Annotated in this window: 16 protein-coding genes and 1 pseudogene; 5 read left to right on the top strand and 12 right to left on the bottom strand. The window is 53.6% G+C overall.

Annotation, left to right across the window (positions count from 1 at the left end; translation table 11 throughout):
* Positions 1-274 precede the first annotated feature (274 nt).
* The gene (locus tag FJ147_19660; protein ID MBM4258096.1) at positions 275-1,873 is read right to left on the bottom strand and encodes a hypothetical protein; all 1,599 of its coding nucleotides are present in this window, start codon (positions 1,871-1,873) and stop codon (positions 275-277) included.
* Positions 1,874-2,134: 261 nt separating this feature from the next.
* Complete coding sequence (locus FJ147_19655) at positions 2,135-3,640, bottom strand: amidohydrolase (GenBank protein ID MBM4258095.1); 1,506 nt, start codon at positions 3,638-3,640, stop codon at positions 2,135-2,137.
* Positions 3,641-3,767: 127 nt separating this feature from the next.
* Here FJ147_19655 and FJ147_19650 point away from each other — a divergent pair, with 127 nt between their 5' ends.
* The gene (locus FJ147_19650) at positions 3,768-4,004 is read left to right on the top strand and encodes a hypothetical protein (protein ID MBM4258094.1); all 237 of its coding nucleotides are present in this window, start codon (positions 3,768-3,770) and stop codon (positions 4,002-4,004) included.
* Between the two features lie 45 nt (positions 4,005-4,049).
* Here the strand turns inward: FJ147_19650 and FJ147_19645 are convergent, their stop codons facing one another.
* A complete protein-coding gene (locus FJ147_19645) occupies positions 4,050-5,777 on the bottom strand; it encodes an amidohydrolase family protein (GenBank protein MBM4258093.1) in 1,728 nt (575 codons plus the stop codon).
* 134 nt (positions 5,778-5,911) lie between these two features.
* Entirely contained in the window at positions 5,912-6,460 is a 549-nt protein-coding gene (locus FJ147_19640; GenBank protein ID MBM4258092.1) for a hypothetical protein, read from the bottom strand.
* A 130-nt stretch (positions 6,461-6,590) separates the two neighbouring features.
* Between FJ147_19640 and FJ147_19635 the strand changes: the two genes are divergently transcribed.
* On the top strand, positions 6,591-7,850 hold the full coding sequence (locus tag FJ147_19635; protein MBM4258091.1) for an MFS transporter: 1,260 nt from the start codon (positions 6,591-6,593) through the stop codon (positions 7,848-7,850).
* A 557-nt stretch (positions 7,851-8,407) separates the two neighbouring features.
* Here FJ147_19635 and nthA read toward each other — a convergent pair.
* The 5 genes and pseudogenes from nthA to FJ147_19610 all read right to left on the bottom strand — a co-directional run bounded on the left by nthA (position 8,408) and on the right by FJ147_19610 (position 12,316).
* A pseudogene (gene nthA, locus FJ147_19630) lies at positions 8,408-9,040 on the bottom strand (nitrile hydratase subunit alpha).
* Between the two features lie 35 nt (positions 9,041-9,075).
* The gene (locus FJ147_19625; protein ID MBM4258090.1) at positions 9,076-9,450 is read right to left on the bottom strand and encodes an endonuclease domain-containing protein; all 375 of its coding nucleotides are present in this window, start codon (positions 9,448-9,450) and stop codon (positions 9,076-9,078) included.
* Between the two features lie 112 nt (positions 9,451-9,562).
* Positions 9,563-10,435: an LLM class F420-dependent oxidoreductase gene (locus FJ147_19620; GenBank protein MBM4258089.1), complete on the bottom strand. Its 873-nt coding sequence runs from the start codon at positions 10,433-10,435 to the stop codon at positions 9,563-9,565.
* Between the two features lie 269 nt (positions 10,436-10,704).
* A complete protein-coding gene (locus tag FJ147_19615) occupies positions 10,705-11,163 on the bottom strand; it encodes a VOC family protein (GenBank protein ID MBM4258088.1) in 459 nt (152 codons plus the stop codon).
* 133 nt (positions 11,164-11,296) lie between these two features.
* Entirely contained in the window at positions 11,297-12,316 is a 1,020-nt protein-coding gene (locus FJ147_19610; GenBank protein MBM4258087.1) for an amidohydrolase, read from the bottom strand.
* Between the two features lie 183 nt (positions 12,317-12,499).
* Here FJ147_19610 and FJ147_19605 point away from each other — a divergent pair, with 183 nt between their 5' ends.
* Positions 12,500-12,910 (top strand): hypothetical protein, encoded by a 411-nt coding sequence (locus FJ147_19605; GenBank protein ID MBM4258086.1) that lies wholly within the window; start codon positions 12,500-12,502, stop codon positions 12,908-12,910.
* 32 nt (positions 12,911-12,942) lie between these two features.
* On the opposite strand, the gene FJ147_19600 is transcribed toward FJ147_19605, so the two are convergent.
* Positions 12,943-14,622 carry a thiamine pyrophosphate-binding protein gene (locus tag FJ147_19600; GenBank protein MBM4258085.1) on the bottom strand — a complete coding sequence of 560 codons (1,680 nt, stop codon included), beginning with the start codon at positions 14,620-14,622 and terminating at the stop codon, positions 12,943-12,945.
* A gap of 299 nt (positions 14,623-14,921) precedes the next feature.
* Positions 14,922-16,661, bottom strand: a complete 1,740-nt coding sequence (locus FJ147_19595) for an amidohydrolase family protein (GenBank protein ID MBM4258084.1) — start codon at positions 16,659-16,661, stop codon at positions 14,922-14,924.
* Between FJ147_19595 and FJ147_19590 the strand changes: the two genes are divergently transcribed.
* Complete coding sequence (locus tag FJ147_19590; protein ID MBM4258083.1) at positions 16,579-17,634, top strand: LLM class F420-dependent oxidoreductase; 1,056 nt, start codon at positions 16,579-16,581, stop codon at positions 17,632-17,634. The two genes, FJ147_19595 and FJ147_19590, sit on opposite strands and share 83 nt — an antisense overlap.
* 134 nt (positions 17,635-17,768) lie before the next feature.
* On the top strand, positions 17,769-18,530 hold the full coding sequence (locus tag FJ147_19585) for an SDR family oxidoreductase (GenBank protein MBM4258082.1): 762 nt from the start codon (positions 17,769-17,771) through the stop codon (positions 18,528-18,530).
* A 141-nt stretch (positions 18,531-18,671) separates the two neighbouring features.
* Here the strand turns inward: FJ147_19585 and FJ147_19580 are convergent, their stop codons facing one another.
* Entirely contained in the window at positions 18,672-19,199 is a 528-nt protein-coding gene (locus tag FJ147_19580; protein MBM4258081.1) for a protein phosphatase, read from the bottom strand.
* Positions 19,200-19,418 lie beyond the last annotated feature (219 nt).

The following is a 19,418-nucleotide window of genomic DNA, read 5'->3' as shown; positions in this document are numbered from 1 at the left end:
TCCTTTCGTTCAGCAAGGGCGCCAAAGCCGTATATTTGTGTCGAATGAATTCCACTTGCTCCGCTCGTGTCATGCCAGCAGGGTAGCCGCCTCAAGCTGCTTGTTCAATTTGTTTTTTCTAAGTGCCTAAGCCTGTCCTGAGCCAAGTCGAAGGGCGCAGCGTTTCCGGCAAGAGCGCGCCGGGAACGGCCTGCGGCCTTATCCCGGCCTACAGCGCTGACCCACACCTCTCCATAATGAGAATTGCTGCCTATTCGAGCGAACAATTGTTCCATCATTTGTCACGCCTCTCTAACGACTCACTACTCTGTGGTATCGGCGTCACGTGTACCTCTGGCGGGGTAAGAAAGAGCTCGACAGTGTGGTGGACATCCTCAATTCGCGTGCTGTCGAGCGTAATGGCAAAAACAGATAAGCGATGTGTGCCTGTCTCTAACTGATTGACACGTGAGAACTCGAAACCGAAATGAGGGCTTGTCCCCGATTCTGGGGTTTCTGGATGATTGTCGGCGAAGTACAGACGTTGCTCTAGTCGTTGCAGCGACCCTTCTAATCGTGCAATTAGCAGAAGTGTCCGCCCATTGGGCAATGCCAGTGCCGCCCAGCGCGCGGGGCGCTGGTGCCGCGCCTGTTCAGTATCATCCATGTGGCCATCGACAACACTGGTATTTGCCAGTCCTTCAACGATGAGACGTGCACCACTGAGAGCGAGAAAACGAAAATAGGCTTGCAACTCACCGTCAGCCAAGATCAGTCGTGGCGGAACCTTGAGCCTCACCGTTGTCGTACCTTCGACTATGTCACGATAAAAGGCGATATCGATTCGTCCATTGGTACGAAATCCCAATGGCAGAGGAATCCAATAGCGCGCGCGACGAATCGTGCGTATCGGGCCGTGACGATAGCCAAGCACCTCCGTCTGAATATCTTGGTCAGTACGACGGAGCGTCAGCAATCCGCGAAGGAACCGCACCTCGCCAATCACGCGAATTCCGGCAATGAGATTGGTCGCGTTCTCACCAAGCTGATTGACGAAGGCAAGATGCGAGGGCAGGGGCGCACCCGCAAACCCGAGGGTGTAACGATCAGTGCGTACAAAGTCTGCCTGTGGATCATAGCGCGTATACGGAGTGTGAATTGCTATGTGAGAGCACCCGTCAGTTGTAGATTCAGCGGTCGTTACTTTCACCCATACTTGCGGCGCTTGTATTCCCCTCTCCCTGGCAGGGAGAGGGCTAGGGTGAGGGTCGACCACTGAAGAGCTGGGGTCGGATCGTCTGCAGCCAGTTTTAGCGTCTGTTGTCGCGAAGACTCCTATGTAGGCAAACCCGACAGCGGAAGTCGCACTACCGACGCGAACTTCAGCCCAAGCTGTCGCTCCTGTGGGGAGACGTGCCGGCTCTCCTCGTTGCCCGAGGTCGCGATCCATCAAGACCAGCACATCGTTGTCATCAAATACCCCAGGCGAGTCGTCTTGTTGGGACTGCGACCCGTGATCGAGTACCCAGCGATCACGATGGTCGCGTTCGTCAATTTGGAAAGGGGTGGGTTCGAGGCGCTCACCGTGGAACGCATACACACGTATTGTGGCGATTGGTTGCTGCAGTAACTGCGCAGCTTGCTGGCCGGTGATGGTAGTGATGCCGGAGAGGGTTAATGCTTGGGATGGAGTGCCGTTTTGGTACGAATAAGCGTACGGTGTCTTGAAATCCCCTCTCCCTGTCAGGGAGAGGGCTAGGGTGAGGGTGATGCAAATTGTAAATTGCCAATAGCGGATTGTAGATTGAGAAGAAATAAAGTCCTGCTCATTGCCGTCCCTTGTTTGCTTATTCCGCAATCTACATTCGCCATTCCACAATTTCTTCCCCCTCATCCTGACCCCTTCGACAAGCTCAGGACAGGCTTCTCCCCTGTGGGGCGAAGGGACCTATTAGCGACTGTCTGTGATGAATGCCAAATCCCACACCGGTGCGTTGACTCGGTGGGTTATCGCAAATTGCAGTTGCGTTTACCCGCAATTCCAGCTTTCGACCCTCACCCTAGCCCTCTCCCTGCCAGGGCGAGGGAACTTCGAGCGGGCTGCGAGTGGATGCGGAGAATAGCCAGGATAAACGCAACTGAAAACCGCCCTAGGCTACAACGCCGCTATCGTCTCCCCCGCTTTCTGCTGACTCTCAGCCAACACCGCCGCGGCTTCCTTCTCAACCGCCGTGCCTTTGAAGAAACTCGGATTGGCCGTACCCCAGAACCGCACGGCATTAGCGAAAGTAAAATCACGGAAATCGTTCTCGTTGACCAAGCCGTCTTCGAGCAGTTCGTAGGCTTCTGGAACAACATCCGTCATGTCTGGCACGTCAAAGTGGCCGATGTCGGACCCAAACAACGCGTTAATACGCGCGCCATACGAGTTGTGATTTTCCTTGAAGGCCCAGGCGTTAACGGGATCATCAGCTTCACAACCAAAGTAGAAGCTATCAACAAAAAGGTCACGCAGATCTCGCTTCTTCGTGATCTTACACGCCGCGTAGTCGTCGAGATTTTCCACACCACCAACCAGATTCGCACTTTGTGAGAACGTCGAGCTGTCGACCAAATCTTTCCGCTTGCCCAACGCACTCTGCACTTCCGAGTTGCCATACTGCTCGGCTAATTTCGTCAATAATGCATAATCGAGATTCTTAGGGTTCACTTCTTCCAGCGCTTCGATGTTGCGCTTTTCCCAATGGCCAATGAGGTCGGCGTACAACTGACAGGCCCAGCCGACGCCGCCTTCAAGGAAGCCAAACTTAAGCTGCGGGAAACGACGCGTGACACCACCGAGGAACAAAGCCTTACACACTGACTCATGGGCAACAGCAAAATGGCCAATGTGATTGTAGGTGAAATTGCTCGGCGAAATACGTAATCCGTATCCGCGTGAACCAGTGTGGAACGTCGGGGAGACGTTTAGTTCGACACAGCGCTTCCACAACGGATCATAATCGAACTCACTATCGAGTCCAAGCGGATCATGCCACGACGCCACTTTCTCCATATCTGGATGTTTGTCTGCATAAGCCGGAATCGAGCGGCGGATCATACTCCACATCATCACCACTTTCATGCCGAGCTGTTTGACTGCGTATTCCAGTTCTTCAATCGCTTCTTCCGGGGTGTGCATTGGGATGACAGCAGCCGGAGTCATGCGATTGGCAAACGGACGAAAGTATTCTGCACTGAATGTGTTAAAAGCGCGACAGGTTGCGCGACGGCTCTCGGTATCTGGGTTGCGGGCAATACCAAGACCCGCAGTCGGATAAAGAACGGTGAAGTCGAGACCAAGCTCTTCCAATCGTTCGTTCAACAAACGCGGTAACATGGCTGTAGCGCGATCGCGGGTGTTCTTGGTGGGCAATGCCCAGAATGCTTCTTGGGCGGAACGTGTACTGCGTCGGTCGGCCACTGACTGTGAAAGCGCATTCACAACTTGTGCACCGAATAAACCGAAGCCTTCAACGGCTTTTTCTCCGCCAATTTTTTTGAGTTGCTCCTTGACGACTGGACCAAACTCCAGCCAATGCCCATCGGCATCAATAATTGGGTGACGTAAGCTTGCGCGAATCTGCGCTGCTGTTTTATGTCCATTGCTGCTCATAACCATCCTCCTTTATTGCTGTTGTGATGACAGTCTGACCTATAAATCATTCATGGAGGGAAAGGCAAGCTGGCTGCCTTCAGAATTGCCTTTCTCAATTGATGCTCCTGAAGAGCAGACATACAATGTCGACATGAAGACAATCCACATTACTTTCGACGAGCAACTCCTCGAAGAACTCGATAATGACGAGGAGGTGAAGCTCCGAGGCCGTTCGGTAGTTATTCGCAGTGCAGTTGCGGAATACTTGCGAAAGCGACGACGCGCAACTATTGCTCAGGCCTATCGGCGTGGGTATGGGAAAAGACCTGCGGGGTCCGACCTCGGAGGATGGGCTAATGAGGGTGTATGGCCAGAGAAATTGAAGTAGGGGTTGGAGGACTAATCCCCAACCCCTAACCCCAATTTCCAGTTCCTACCCGCGTCCGTGGCGCAGGAGTTTGCCAGGCGTGTTGCCAGTGCACTTGTCGTCTTCAAAGGTCGGCACGCCATTGACGATAATCGCGCGATAACCCTTGGCGCGTTGCACACGACGCCATTCGCCACCGGGGAAGTCATGGGCGATTTCGCCGATCCATTCTGGGGTGACGCCAAGACCATTGAGATCATAGACTACGACGTCTGCCGCACCGCCTTCTTTCAGCACGCCACGATCGACGAAGCCAGCGGCTTTGCACGGCAAGGCTGATAACCGATAGTGCGCTTCCTCGAGGGTGATCTTCTGTTCGTCGCGCACCAGCCAGGTCAGGAAGTCGGTAGTAAACGCACCACCGGTGAAGAATTTGGTGTGCGCGCCACCATCCGAGACACCGGGGAAGGTGTGCTCAGAGGTGGTGATCAATTCAGCATTGAAATCGGCACTGAATTCTGGTTCGGGCTGGAGAAACTCAGCTTGCAGGTCTGTGGCTAAGGATAGGTCAAGCATCACATCAACTGGATGCTTGCCTTCTTCCTGGCCAATCTGCGCGAGTGATTTGCCGACATATTTTTCTAGCTCGGGCCGATTGTTCACCGATTGCACGAGCAAACGAGGAAGCTTGCCGCCGATGCCAAAGGCGTTCAGGTCAAGCGCGCGCATAGACTTTTCGCTCTTGGCGGCTTCACGCATTTGCGGGTTGCGCATGTTTGCTGCACGTTGTTCGACGTTCCCCATGAGCAGGTCACGCCAGGCGGCGGATACATCATAGAGATTCCAATGCTCAAGCGTGAAGGCGAAGCCACTGCGCACCGTCGCCGCTTGACCCCAGATCGGCAAGCCGTTGGCACGAGCCTTTTCCAGCCAGGCAATGCCTTTGCGATGCAGATCGGCGTTGCGTTTGCTGGCGGCAATGGCGTTGTGCAGGATTGGACGTTGTGCGGCAGCGGCGAGTTTTTCGACAAAGGCGAGGTCTTCTTTAATATGACCGGTCGCTTGGGTAATTTGCACGAACCCTTCGTTACGGGCGCGTAATACTTCAGCGAGATTGATGATATCTTCATCACACATGGTGTCAGTCACCATCGGTGTGCCATCGTAATCAGCCTGACCAGAATGGCGGCCCAAGCGTTGTAAGGAAAAACCACACAGGCCTGCGTCCATGCCTTCATGTAATAAACGCTGCATTTCTTTACGTTCAGCTTCGGTCGCGCGACGCGCCTTAGCCGCTTCGAGCCCCATGACGTAGGTCATCAATGATGCCGTTGGCATGTATTGAATACAGTTCACGCCTTTGGGTGAGCGATCAAGTGAATCGAGATATTGCGGAATAGTTTCCCAATCCCAGTTCACGCCTTCTTTCATCGAGACATAGGGGATTGCTTCCGTGCGGGTCATCGTGAGCATTGAGCGATCACGAAAATCGGGCTTCACCGGCGCAAAGCCAAAGCCGCAGTTCCCTAACACAACTGAGGTCACTCCGTGCCAGCCTGAGATGGTGCAGTACGGGTCCCAACGAATCTGCGCGTCATAGTGGGTGTGAAGATCAACAAAGCCAGGCGCAACAATCAGCCCGTCGGCATCAATCGTGCGTTTGGCGAAGCCATCGGCTTTGCCACCGATCTGGGCAACTTTACCGTCCTTAATCCAAACATCCGCCTGACGACGTGGGGCACGGGTGCCATCGACCACTGTGCCACCTTTGATATGAAGATCGTACTCGGCCATTGTCTTTTCTCCTTTTCCTTTTTAGAGGTTTCTAGTTTCGTGTTTCTGGTTTCACGTTTCCATGAAGAGGCTAGAGGCTGGATGCTAGAGACTAGTCCGCCCCACCCAAGCCTCTAGCCTCTAGCCTCTAGTCTCTAGTCTCTAGATTCCATCATCTTCTGCGCATACCCTCTCATCGTCTGAAAATCGAAGGCTTCTTCTTGCATGGTAAACGGATTCCACATGCGACGTGGGGCCGCTGGGAGGTCACCTCCATAGACATGAATCGCATATAACGGGCGATCGAGTGGGTTCTCAATTGCGTGAACCACATCTTCACCTAGCACGAGTACTTCTGATTGGTGGACTTGTTTGCTGTTGGCATTTTCTAAGCCATTGCTACTACGACGATAAAAGTAATTGTTCTCTTGACCATCGTAGACGCCGATTACTGCCCACATCAAGTGATTATGCGGCGCGCTTTTGAATTTGGGCGGAACTGCAGCTTTGAGAATGGTGAGGTCGGGGGCACGATGAATGAGCATGTCGCCCATACTGCCTTGGTTGACATCGGCGCCTGCACCAAAACTCGCTAAGGCCTTGCTGATACTTTCGGGATCGCGCAAGGCTTCGGTGAGAATCTCTTTGATCGCGCTGGGCTGTTTGCCCTGGCACGCTTTGACGAAGTCGTTCACATTGAACATCAGAACTCTCCTTCTCGACTCCCCAAGTCGTACTCCTTACGGTTCTATGCTGTCAAGTGTTTCGCGCCTTTCCTTGACTTACCCGAGCAGGAATGAAATGACGTGATTCTCGTTATTGGAAACCTCATCTGTGTCACAAGAGTCACTCACCGAGCAGCCCGCGGTTTTTCAGGAGCCGTCCGCAGAAACTGTAGCTTTACAAACCAACGCCTCATACGCCTGGTTTATCACTGGCGTCGCGTCATGGTTCATTGCCATGGGGATGCAAGGCGTGCTTTTCTCCTGGCTTGTGGTTGGTGTCTTGCACGCTTCGGCGGAGTGGGTAGGGATTACGCAGAGTATGATGATGCTGCCATCGGTAGTATTGCTCTTTATTGGTGGGGCAGTGGCCGACCGCCATGACCGCCGCAATTTGCTCATTGGACTGCATCTACTCGCGACGGTGCTCTCACTCAGTTTGGTGGCCATCGTTGCTTACGACCGGCTCTCGTTATCCCTGCTCATGGTGTACGCGTTGGGCATGGGCAGTGTGCAGGCTTTCGTCATGCCAGCGCGGGATTCTCTTCTTTCTGAGGTGGCCGGGAAAAATATGTTGCGCGCCATTGCTGGGTTAAACATGACGCAGTGGGGCACGCAAGCTATTGGGTCGCTCATAGCTGGCACGGCGCGGTGGATTGGTACAGCACCAGCTCTTGGTTTGCACGCGTTGACGCTACTGAGTGGTGTAGCTGCGCTGTACCAATTGCCACCCGCACCGCCGCATGGTGGCACTGACCATCCTCCACTACGACTTGCTGATGTGATGGCTGGCATGCGCGAGGTATGGAGTTCGTCGTTTCTGTTGCCGGTATTCCTCATGGTGAACGCAGTTGGCACCTGCTTCATCGGCCCTTTTGTTGTCGTTTTTCCGATTCTGGTGCGAGATTATTATGGTGGAGACATTGGTCAACTGGCGCTGCTGAACATGGCGTTTCCGATCGGCACTATTCTCGGGGCGATGGTGATACTCTGGCGCGGGCGATTGCAACGGAAAGGTCTGGCACAGTTGGTGACATTGACTTCAGGTGCTCTCTGCCTTGAAGCCATTGCCTTGGGGTTACCAATGTGGGGGACAGTACTCGCAGTGATCGTATGGGGTATGGGCGCCTCAGTGTTCGTTAACGCAGGGCGGATGATTTTTCAGGAACATGCGATTCCGTCGCATCGCGCCCGTGTGCTATCCGCATTTTCCTTCGGGTTCATAGGCGCGGCGGGGCTTTTTGGTGCACCGATAGCGGGAGTGTTAGTCGAACGCGTCGGTCCGCTCACCACCTGTGCGATTTCCGGCGGGGCGATGATGGTCGTGGTGATCTGTATGATTATGTTTACGGGAGTGCGGCGGTTGGAGTAGGCTTCTTGGGGCTTGGGTCTGGGGGCTTGTAGTAAAGAAGTTGTTTCTAGTTTCTGGTTTCGAGTTTTATGTAACACGCAACACGTTCCACGTTTCTCATCCTCCCTATAGCCTGAAGCCTACAGCCTATAGCCTTTCTATTCGTCCTCATCTTCGAGATCCCACCCCATCTGCATAAACGAACGCGAACCAGACGCGGCTCTGGCTAACCAAGTCGCACGGTTATCGATTTTCTTTTTCACCAGGATCTTCTTCTCGATCAATAACGCTTCGAGTGCATCTAGCCAGGATTCATAATACGTTGGGCGTGATTCTGGCTGGACATCTGGGTGGTCTGCTGCCGCAATTTGCTTGATCAGGTGTTGTTGGAAATCGCTCCAGGGATATTCCCCGCGTTCACACAACGCGACAGCCATGGCAAACGCTTCACCTTCCCATGGATCTTGAAAGGTCAATTCGCCACTTTGGCGAGGAAGAGCAGTCGTGCCTTCCATGTCAGCGATACGGCGTTGGGTTGAAGCGTCGACTGGACGTTTATCGAGTGTGACTTGTGCGACACCGATCATTGCATCGCGAGTAACCAGAGCCGCCAGTTCCTCTTCACTCATGTGCTCAGTGCTTGCCGGACGTTGCGGGAGCACCATGTAACGTGTTTGTGCACTGCTGTTCCAGACAAAGATCTCGGTCTCGGCATCGATCTCTAGACCGAACTCACGCAACACTTCACGCGTCCTGCCGCCAATGCGAGATCGATAGGATTGGCTTTTGTACCAAAACGGAGGAAGTCCGAGTACCGGCCAGGGGTAACAGGAGCACAGGACACAGGCGACAACATTGTGAGTTGTTGGGGTATTTTCGACGACAGCCAGTCGTTCTCCTTGTAAGCCACCAAAGCCTAACTCCGCGATTGCTGCGGCTCCATCTTGCAGCAGGCGCGCTTTATACGCAGTGTCGACCCACGCACGAGCAACGACTTTTGCGCCGTTCAGTGGACCCAGATCACTTTCGTAGGTTTTGATAACCGCATCCAATGTCTCGGCTGTCACCAGTTGTTTCTCTAGCAATAACGATTCGATCGCTTTGGTGCGGATCTCACGTTGTTTGTTCTCGGCACGCGTAAGTTGGCGAGGTGGAGTGGTGACAGATTCGGCTGCGTGATGATCGTGGTCGTGATTATGTTGACTGCTCATATAGAGACCTATGGTCGATGAAAAAGAACCTGCCTCTAAATTCCCTCTCCCTCAGGGAGAGGGTTAGGGTGAGGGGGTCTAGTAGTCCTCAGTAGCGCATCTCGAATCACTTCAAGGAGAGCCTCAGGTTCGCGTAGCACATCGTGATTCCAGAAATGCAGGACACGGTATCCCAGACCTTCGAGATATCGAGTTCTCTGGTCATCCTGTTCTCTTCGCTCGGCATGCTGTCCACCATCGAGTTCAATCGCTAGCTTTGGCTCCAGACAAAGAAAGTCTGTGATGTACATGTCGATTACTTGCTGGCGGCGGAATTTGTAGCCTTCCAGTTGGCGATTTCGTAGGCGGCTCCAGAGCATTTTTTCCGCGTCGGTTTGGTGTTTCCGTAAAGCTCTGGAGAGGTTTTTCATTGGATGGAATCTTATCTTGACCCCCTCACCCTGTCCCTCTCCCGGTGGGAGAGGGAACCCAAGTGTGACATCTAGATGTCAATGCTAGCGCAAACTGATTCCTAACTATTGCTTACGCCATCCCCCGCAACGTCCTCGCAAACTGCCGCATCTGTGCAAAAAGCTCCTGCGGCTTGTCAGTGGTCGTGAACATATACAACGTGTGAATACCAGCCTTTTGGTACGCCTCGACTTCCTTAGGCGTAACATACGATGCAGCCAAGCTGGAAATCTCCAATTGGTTGAAATCGCGCTTTTGCTCGTCCATCAACCCGCGTAATTGGTCCATTTTCTGCTGGATCACTGGTAGTGGGATATACACTGGTTGCCAACCATCGCCCCAACGTGCGACTCGCCGCAAGGCAGGCAGTGAATTGCCACCGACCCAAATGGGCGGATGTGGCTTCTGCACGGGCATGGGGCCGAAATTCACTTCCTGATTGATGGTGACGTAACGACCAGTGTGGTTGACTTGAGAGCCGCTCCACAATGCTTTCATGACGGCGACATGTTCGTCACTCATCGCTGCTCGTTCAGCGAATGGTACACCAAGGAAACCAAACTCTTCTTTCATCCAACCAATACCGACACCAAAAATTACACGTCCGTCAGAGAGTCGATCGAGCGTTGCGATTTGTTTGGCGACTACTGCCGGATGACGATAAGGCAGAATCAACACACTCATACCTAAACGTACCTGTTTGGTGTAGGCGGCAAGGAATGAGAGCGTGACAAAACAGTCGGGCCAATCCTGCTCTTGATACACGTGCCACGGTGGGTTTTCCACTGGGAGCGGGAACTGCGTGTTGATCTTGCGTGCGGTCACTACGTGATCGCCGATGAGGATTGACTCAAAGCCTAAGTCCTCGGCGAGTTGCCCGAGATCTTTGAGGACGAGAGCATCGGTGACCGATGCTCCACTATTTACATGAACGCCAAATCGCATGGTTGCTCCTCGTAATCCCAAAGGGATTGTTGTCTTAAGCCCAGGGTTGCGAGGGACGAGCTACCCTGGGGCCAGAGGATGAAACGCCATCAACCCTAAAGGGTTGTGCCTCTACACCTGATGACGAAACCCCCTTGGGGTTGAAAATTCACTGCTGCGTCTACATCCCCAGGGTTGTACCAACCCTGGGCTCGTATGCTCAATCCCGTTGGGATTTTTTCTGTGCCTCTCGACAGCTATGGGACTCTATAGTCTGCGGAAACATCGCTTCAGGCATTAGCCGCCGGCTGCACCAACTCAATCGTGAACCCATCTGGATCACGCATGTATACCGCCTGTGCGCCTGCGTTGACCCCAGCAGATACTGGCACAGGGCCAGAGGAACGGAACTCCACACCCGCCGCTGACAAACGTTGATACCACGCTTGTAGATCATCAACTCTGATCGCGAGGTGTCCATTACCAGGACGATTGGTTGCGCGGTCGGTCGTTTCACCGGGATGCGAAACGTACTGAAGCAACTCAAGCAGGTGGGAATCATCTGGAGCTATTTTGAGCAACGCTATTTTTATATGCGCATTCGGGAACCCGGTCACCTTGCTGACATACTCTTCGGTGGTATCGCGCATCATAACGAGCTGCATGCCGAGTAAATCACGGTAGAACGCCAATGAACGATCGAGATTACTCACAGTGAATCCAGTATGGGCAACGCTGGTGAGTTTCATAATATTTCTCGTTTCTAGTTTGAGACCCTTGGGACTAGGGGCTCGAGGCTTGGGGCTTGTAAGAAAAAAACTAGTCCCCAGCCCCTAGCCCCCAGCCCCATAGTTTTTTACTGACTACTGAATGCTGACTACTTCAGATCAAATTTTCCTTCAACCGATACACGCGAACTGCCGTATCATGGAATAATGCGGCTTTCTCGCTCGCAGAAAATTTCTCAGTCGTACGTTTGAACGAGTTCCACAGTACGGTGTATGAACAGGACGCTTTATCGACTGGGAAGTTGCTCTCAAACATACAGCGGTTCACGCTAAACTTTTCGATGCAGTAGAGATAATATGGGCCATTCGCTTTAGCGAGCTCTTCTGAGGTCGGTGGTTTCTCGCGTTTATGCCAGTCGAAGCCGCACATCGTCATTGTCAGTCCACCGAGTTTCACCACCACATTTGGACACTCGGCAACTGCCGCTATGTTTCGTTTCCATTCTTCAAAGACTTCCCTCTGCTTGCCCGCATAGGGGCCAATACCTAACGGGCCGCCGACATGATCGAGAATAATGGTCGTATCAGGAAACGCTTTAGCGAGGTCGGCGAGGTCCATTAACTGATTGTGATACATCCACGCATCGAAGGTTAAACCGAGTTTTTGCAAGACAGCAAACCCTTCACGAAATGGTTTGCTGTACATTGTTTCTTTAGTCGGCTTGGTGTGCGCATTCCGAATATCCCGGCTTTCGTTCCAGCTTGTGGCATGACGAATACCGCGAAAGCGATTGGGGCTCGCGGCGATATGGGCCTCTAGAACCTTTTGTACTCGACTGCCCAACGTAAGATCAGCAAGACTGGCAATACCTGCCGCAACTGCGTTGTTGCCATAAATGCCACTCGCGGCCATTGCTGCGATCCCTTGGACAAATTCTGTTTCGCCAATCGGCTTCATCTCTTCGGGACCATTCTTGCGATACATCGACACACATTCAAGAAAGACAGTGGCGACGACATTGTGCCCACCTCGCGTGTCTTCGAGTAATTCATCAAGTAGGTAACGATTGTTTGGATAATCCCACAGATGGTGATGGGGATCAACAATAGGGAGGGACGGGTCCAGTGCTTGTTCTGTGGTTAAGGACAGCCAGGCTTTTGGATCAGTTGCCATACGTTTCCTTTACGTGTCGTTAGATTGAATCTCCTCATAGACCGAAGTTCTGTGCGTGGTCAAGGGAACACCTCTTCTCATAACCAATCTCCGATCAGCAAATTTCCGCGGTGCCAGCGAGGCGGTGCTTGCGCAGCGTAGTGCTGTCAGGTTCAATGAGGTTCGTAGGTAAGGAGGCCACGCATGCCAACTGTTCGTAAGCCACGTCGGGTACAACCGCGAACAGATCTATTACTCGAAACCCAGAACCAAATCCTGGAATATCTACGCCAAGATGTTGAAGAATGGAAAAAGGCAGGGGACCGGTATGATCGGACTCAACGTGCCACCATGCAAGCCTTGGCTGCAATACAGCAATCGAATGAGCGACAAACGCAACTTATTCAGCAGTCGAGCGAGCGGCAAATGCAATTAATCCAGCAGTCGAGTGAGCGGCAGGCTCAGCTTGTTGCTGATGCGACACGAATACTCACAACCTCGACACAAACACTGGCTACGATGTTACTCGAAGTGCAAGCCATTACCGCACGAACGCTGGAGCTGGTGCGCGATATCCATACGCGTGGATCGAACGGTCGCTCCACGCGACATTAATGTTTGGTAAGTGATCGATTTTGAGCGGATGTTTATGCCGACGGCGCGACCATGGTCGCATATCCTTCAATGAACGGGGACAAACTTTCCTTATCGACCTCAACATTGATGATCGACGGTTTGCCGTTGGCGGCTGCGCGTCTGATAGCCGGTACGATTTCCTGCGGATCGGTGACCCTTTCCCCATACCCATCCCACATCGCGACCATCTTTTCGTAGGCACGCATGTGGTGCAGTTCGGTGTTGCACTGCCCTCTCGTGGCAATCTCATCTGGTCGAATGTACTTTTCGACCAAGCTGATCATTCCCCACCCTGAGTCATTCGAGATGACACACACCACGGGAATGCCCAGTCGCGCCATGGTATCCATCTCCATGGCATAGAACCCGAAACTGCCGTCACCTGTATACCACAGCACCGGCTTGCGATTCGCGGCCCAGGCTCCCACCACCTGCCCAGGTCCTGTACCAATCGTGCCATTCGGTCCAGTTGCATGGATCTGCCCTGGACGTGTTGCAACTGACGCACCTGTCATCCAGACACTGGCTTCACCACCATCGATAACGAGGTTCCAGTCCTGCGCATCTTCCTCCAAGAATTTCGCTACCTCACTCGCACAACGGGCCGGGTGAACAGGAATTTTGCCGACATGATACGCCTCGGGGAGGGTGGCTGTTCCACCACGACGCACTGCTCCAGTCCAAGGATCACCCGTCTTTGGTGCACATTTGCGCTGGATCGCTTCGAGGAGCTGACGTGTCACCGGTCCTGCTCCACCGACAATGCCGAGGTCGGCACGGAGGTTGAAGCCAATCTGGTTGATATCGGTGTGCACCTGAATGACTTTGGCGTTCTTAGGAATTGCCCGGCCCAATCGCAAGCGATAATCAAACCGACAGCTGAGGGCTAACACCACATCAGCTTTCGAGAAGGCACGGGTTGTCAACAAGGGATTGGCTGATTCGTCGCCAAACAAGCCACGGCACGCACTGCCGGAGATACCCACTGGCATCTTTAGATAATCTGACAAAGCAGCAATAGCCCCGGCATGTTTCCCCATTGACCATCGGGCTCCTTCATCGACGATCACTGCTGGACGTTCCGCACGGGCAAGAAGCTCGGCTGCTTGCTCAATGAGTTCCGCTTCTCCACTGGGCACCGCTTGGCTCACGGCGTGCGCTGGAAAACGGACACGCTCCTCATCGACCTTGGCGAACAGCAGGTCCGTTGGTATTTCCAGGTAGACTGGTCCTGGGCTTGCTCCCATCGCCTGGCGAAAGGCCATGGGCACATACTCTGGAATGCGAGCGGTGCTGGTAATTTTTCTCGCCCACTTACAGCACGACTCCATTAAGGTCAGAGTCGACATGTCCTGCAGATCTCCTGCGTCGCGTTTACTCATCGCTACCGCACCGCCGATCTGCAGGAGGGGAATATTCATCGAGTCCGCTTCCATCATTCCCGCTGGTGTATTGCCGACACCTGGCCCAGCGGTCGTCACCACAACCGCCATCTTTCCCGAGGCCCGCGTATAGGCAGTCGCAGCATACACCGCCGAGCACTCATGGCGCATATCGATAATCTCGATGCCCGCCTCTCGCATCCCATAAAAGATCGGCATGATATGTCCACCAGATAAGACGAATGCCTTTTCTACACCCTCGTTCGCTAAGGCTTTCCCGACTAGAGCGCCTCCGTCGATTGCTTCCATTTTTGCATCCCTCCCAGTTGTTTATTTCCCTCTAAACCACTGCTGGGGATTTGACAAGCGAACACGAAGTCGCGGACGTTTTATGTTTTTTGAGTCACGAGTAGTGAGCCGCAGTGAGATCCCTCTACTCGAAGAGGCAGGCGAGAGTCGGTGGGCAATGCTACTGAAAAGGGGAAAAGAGTCTGGGAGTCCAGGAGTCTGGGAGTCTGAGAGTCTGGGAGTCTCGAAAAGGAAGAAAATAAAACCTCCTCTTTTTAGACTCCTAGACTCCTAGACTCCTAGACTCCTAGACTTTTTGGTTACGCCGCCACTCCACCGCGCAGCTGCTTACCAGATGTCGCGCCGGTGCACTTGCCGTCTTCGAAGGTCACTTGGCCATTGACGATGTACCAGCGGTAGCCTTCGGCCTTTTGCACACGCCGCCATTCGTTGGCTGGCAGGTCATGGACCACTTCGGACGGGAGGATCTTCAGCTTGGCGAGGTCGTAGACGATGATGTCTGCCGCCAGGCCTTCACGCAGACAGCCACGATCCTTAATGCCCGCTGCCCATGCAGTCAGGTAGCTGAGGCGATAGTGGGCTTCTTCGAGGCTTAGGATGTTATTGTCACGCACCATCCAGGTGAGCATATCGGTCGAATAGGTCCCTGGGGTGATGAACTTAATGTGCGCGCCACCATCGGACACGCCAGGCAGCGTGTACGGGGAGGCCATGACTTCGCGATAGTTTTCGACGTTGTTGTTGACGACTGGGCCACGCCATACGGTGCGGATTTCCTTGGCGGAGATATCGAGCATCGCGTCGATTGGATGCTTGCTCTCTTCCTTGGCAATCTGACCAACCGTCCTGCCTTCGTACTTCTTCAAGGTGGCCTCTGGGGTGTGATCACACACGAACTCAGCCAGTTCACCAAACAAGAAGTCACGGGACTTCGTGCCAGCATCGTACTCTTCGCGGAGCGCAGCGCGGATACGCTGGTCGGCCAACTTCACGCGCTTCTCTTCGATCGTGCCGGTGGTGGCTTCACGCCAGTGCGGGCTATCATCGAACAGGTTCCAGTTCTCGAACGTGATGTGGTTGGCTGCACGAGCAGTCACAGCCTGTGCGAACACCGGCTTACCTTGCTTGTTGGCTTCGGCCAGCCAACGGAGCTGGGCGCGATAGACGTATGGGAACTTGTCGTTCACTGCCATCGCGTTGAACAACACTGGACGACCACTCACTTCGGCGAGCTTTGAGTTGAAGTCGAAGTCATTGTGCATACCAGCGTTCGGGTCATTGGTGCCGACGCTGGAACGGGTGAACTGAATGCAGCCTTGACCTTTGTCTGCCAGCACTTGCGCCATGCGGACATAGAAGGAATCCGGCAGCATGTCGGAAATCATCGGGCTGCCGTCGTAGTCACACTGCACCGCAGAGCTACCGCCGGGGACGAGTTGTTGCGCGCCCCAACCAACGGCACCGGCGTCCATGGCCTCGGAGAGCAATTTGGCAACGGCTTCAGTTTCTTTCTCATTCGGGCGCCGCTCTTTCGCTGCAGCGAAGCTGCCCATCACATACGCCACTGCTGGTGAGATGGGGAACAGATGGGAAATGTTGATGCCTAATGGGAGACGCTCCAAGCGATTCAGGTATTCAGGGAAGGTCGACCACTTGAAGTCCATCGACACCTGCATCGGCGCCATTGGGATGGCTTCGTTACGTGACAAGGCGAGCATGGCGCGCTCAGCATCGGCTGGATGCAACGGAGCAAAACCGAAACCGCAGTTCCCCATGGTGACAGTGGTGACACCGTGCCAGCTCGATACGCTGAGATACGGGTCCCAGTGGACCTGCGCATCATAGTGGGTGTGGAGATCGATACCGCCCGGTGCGACGATCAAACCGCTCGCATCGAGCACCTTCTTACCATCACTGCTGTTGATACGGCCGATCTTGGCGATCTTGCCGTTCTTAATGCCAATATCGCCTTTGAAACGCGGGACGCGCGTACCATCGACGATCGTTCCGTCCTTAATAACGACATCATACTCTGCCATAAATCCCTCCTACCGTTTGTATGCCCTTAACATGAGGTATTTAGAGCGGTGCTGTCAAGGGTTCGGCAATTGTGGTAACGAAGGGCCACGACAACAAAGGAGGGCTGTTATGGCAGACTTCGGGTTGGTAACGATTCCTACGCATTATACGATCCCCACGGTCGATTTGGCGCGGTGGTCTGAAGAGAACGGCTTTGAGTCAATCTTCTTTGGTGAGCACACGCATATTCCGACGAGTCGTAAGACGCCATTCCCCATCGGTGGTGAATTGCCGCAATGCTACAAAGAGTTCTTTGATCCATTTATTGCACTGACCGCTGCTGCGGCTGTGACGAAAAATCTCAAAGTCGGCACCTCGGTCTGTTTGGTGCCGGAACATCATCCGATTACGCTGGCAAAGACCATTGCTTGTTTAGATCGCGTATCGAACGGGCGTTTTCTCTTTGGTATCGGTGCGGGCTGGAACGCCGAGGAAATGGCCGATCATGGTGTGGCGTTCAAGGATCGTTGGAGGGTGACACGCGAGCGCGTGTTGGCGATGAAAGAGATCTGGAATAATGAAGTCTCAGAATTTCACGGACAGTTTGTGAATTTCGATCCATTGTGGTGCTGGCCAAAACCAGTGCAAGCTGGTGGTCCGCCGGTACTGATGGGTGCGATGTCGAAATGGGCAGTAAAACGGATCGTTGAGTATTGTGACGGCTGGATGCCACTCGATGGTCCGTATGACCTGGCAAAAGATCTGGCAGCGATTAAAGCCGAGGCCGATCGGGTAGGGCGCCCGATGAAAGACTTCGACATGAGCGTCATCATGGGGCCAGCATTGTCTGGTCAGGTGCCGACCGAAGGGCGCATTCGTGAACTCATGAAGATGGGCTTCAATCGCGTCTCGTTCTTGTTCTATCCCGAAGAGCCAGCCAAGCAGTGGGCGGTGATTGAGCAGTATGCGAAGTTGATTAAGGCGTTCCGATGATTTGAGACTAGAGTCTAGAGACTAGAGGCTTGGGTGGGGAGGACTAGTCTCTAGCCTCCAGCCTCTAGCCTCATCGTGAAACTAGAAACCAAAGGGGTAGTCCCCTTATCTCACCAACAGAGAGGAAGCAAAAAATGTCCGGATCACTCACAGGCAAAGTCGCATTAATCACAGGCGCAAGTTCAGGCATTGGCCGAGCTACCGCGCTCGCGTTCTGCCGCGAAGGCGCGAAAGTCGCAATCGCTGATGTCAGTGTCGAAGGTGGCGAAGAAACCGCAAGTTTGGTGAAGAAAGCTGGTGGTGAGGCGTTCTTCATGAAGACAGATGTATCGAAAGCGGCTGAAGTCGAAGCTTTAATAGCAAAAGTTGAGCAGACCTATGGTCGCTTAGACTGCGCGTTCAATAATGCTGGCATCGAAGGTGGTGCCGGCAATACGCAGAACTATTTGGAAGATGAGTTCGACCGTACCATCGCCATCAACCTCAAAGGTGTGTGGCTATGCATGAAATATGAAATCCCCGCTTTGCTCAAAGCTGGTGGTGGCGCGATTGTGAATACGGCTTCGACTGCCGGGTTGGTCGGTTATCGCGGTGGGTCAGCGTACGTCGCCAGTAAGCACGGCGTTGTTGGACTCACCAAAACTGCAGCCCTCGAATACGCCCGGCAAAACATTCGCGTGAACGCGGTCTGTCCTGGTGCTATCGACACCCCAATGATGGGTCGCCTCACCGGTCATCGTGCCGAACGCGCCGCAAAAATGGCAGCCTCCGAGCCAGTTGGTCGCATGGGACAACCATCAGAAATCGGCGAAGTCGTGGTGTGGTTATGTTCACCAGCAGCGTCGTTTGTCACTGGGCTCGCGATGGCTGCGGATGGGGGAATTACGGCGATGTAAAAATTGGGGCTAGGGGCTGGGGACTAGGGACTAGTTTTTCTTTCTTCAACAAGCCCCAAGTCCCTAGCCCCAAATCCCAAAGTGCTGGACTCTAGACCTTGGACTAGGAACCAGGAACCAGAAACTAGAAACTCCTCTGTCTTATACAATCGTCCCCTCTAAACACGCCGCGAGCAACGTATACACATCCTCCGGCTGCGCATTGCCCCAATCAGCGGCTTCGTGCGGATTGCGACCCATTTCTTTGACTCCGGCAATCGCCTCTTCCACGGTGAACCCGCGTCCAGCTACCAGCCATGCGGCGAGCACATGTCCAGCGCGCCCACGACCACCCTGGCAATGGACAACAACCGGTGATTGCTTTTCATCTGACTCCTTGAGAAACGGCAGAATCCGTTCTTTCAGCAAGCCAACATCACACAGATGGTAGTCAGGGATCGGTGCCCAGCAGACATTGTCGCTGCCAAACACCCGACCATAGGCGATGAGCAGATCTTCTTTATAGGCTTTCAGTTGATCTTCATGCAGCAGGCAACAGACACGACGAATGCCTTGCTCGTGCATATAGGTTACCCATTCATTGATACGCAGCGATGAATACGCCGGTCCTTGTGCACCAAAGACGATCGGTTCAGTTTTGCCAGCCGGTGAGTAGCGGAATTTATGCATGCAGGTCCTTTACTAGTTGTTCGTCTCCCCTTCTCCCTAGAAGGGAGAAGGCTAGAGTTCCGTTGTCCCCTCTCCCTTCTAGGGCAATGGCGTTAAGTTAGTAGCTTTCTCATTCCCTCTCCCTCAGGGAGAGGGCTAGGGTGAGGGGATGAAATATAAGGCTGCTGGCTTTTCGATCCCCTCATCCTGACCTTCTCCCGGTGGGAGAAGGAACCCACA

This window comes from Deltaproteobacteria bacterium (assembly GCA_016874775.1).
Classification (GTDB): Bacteria; Desulfobacterota; Binatia; order Bin18; family Bin18; genus VGTJ01.
The sequence above is the reverse complement of the archived record's forward strand: the minus strand, read 5'-3'. Positions and strand labels throughout refer to the sequence as shown.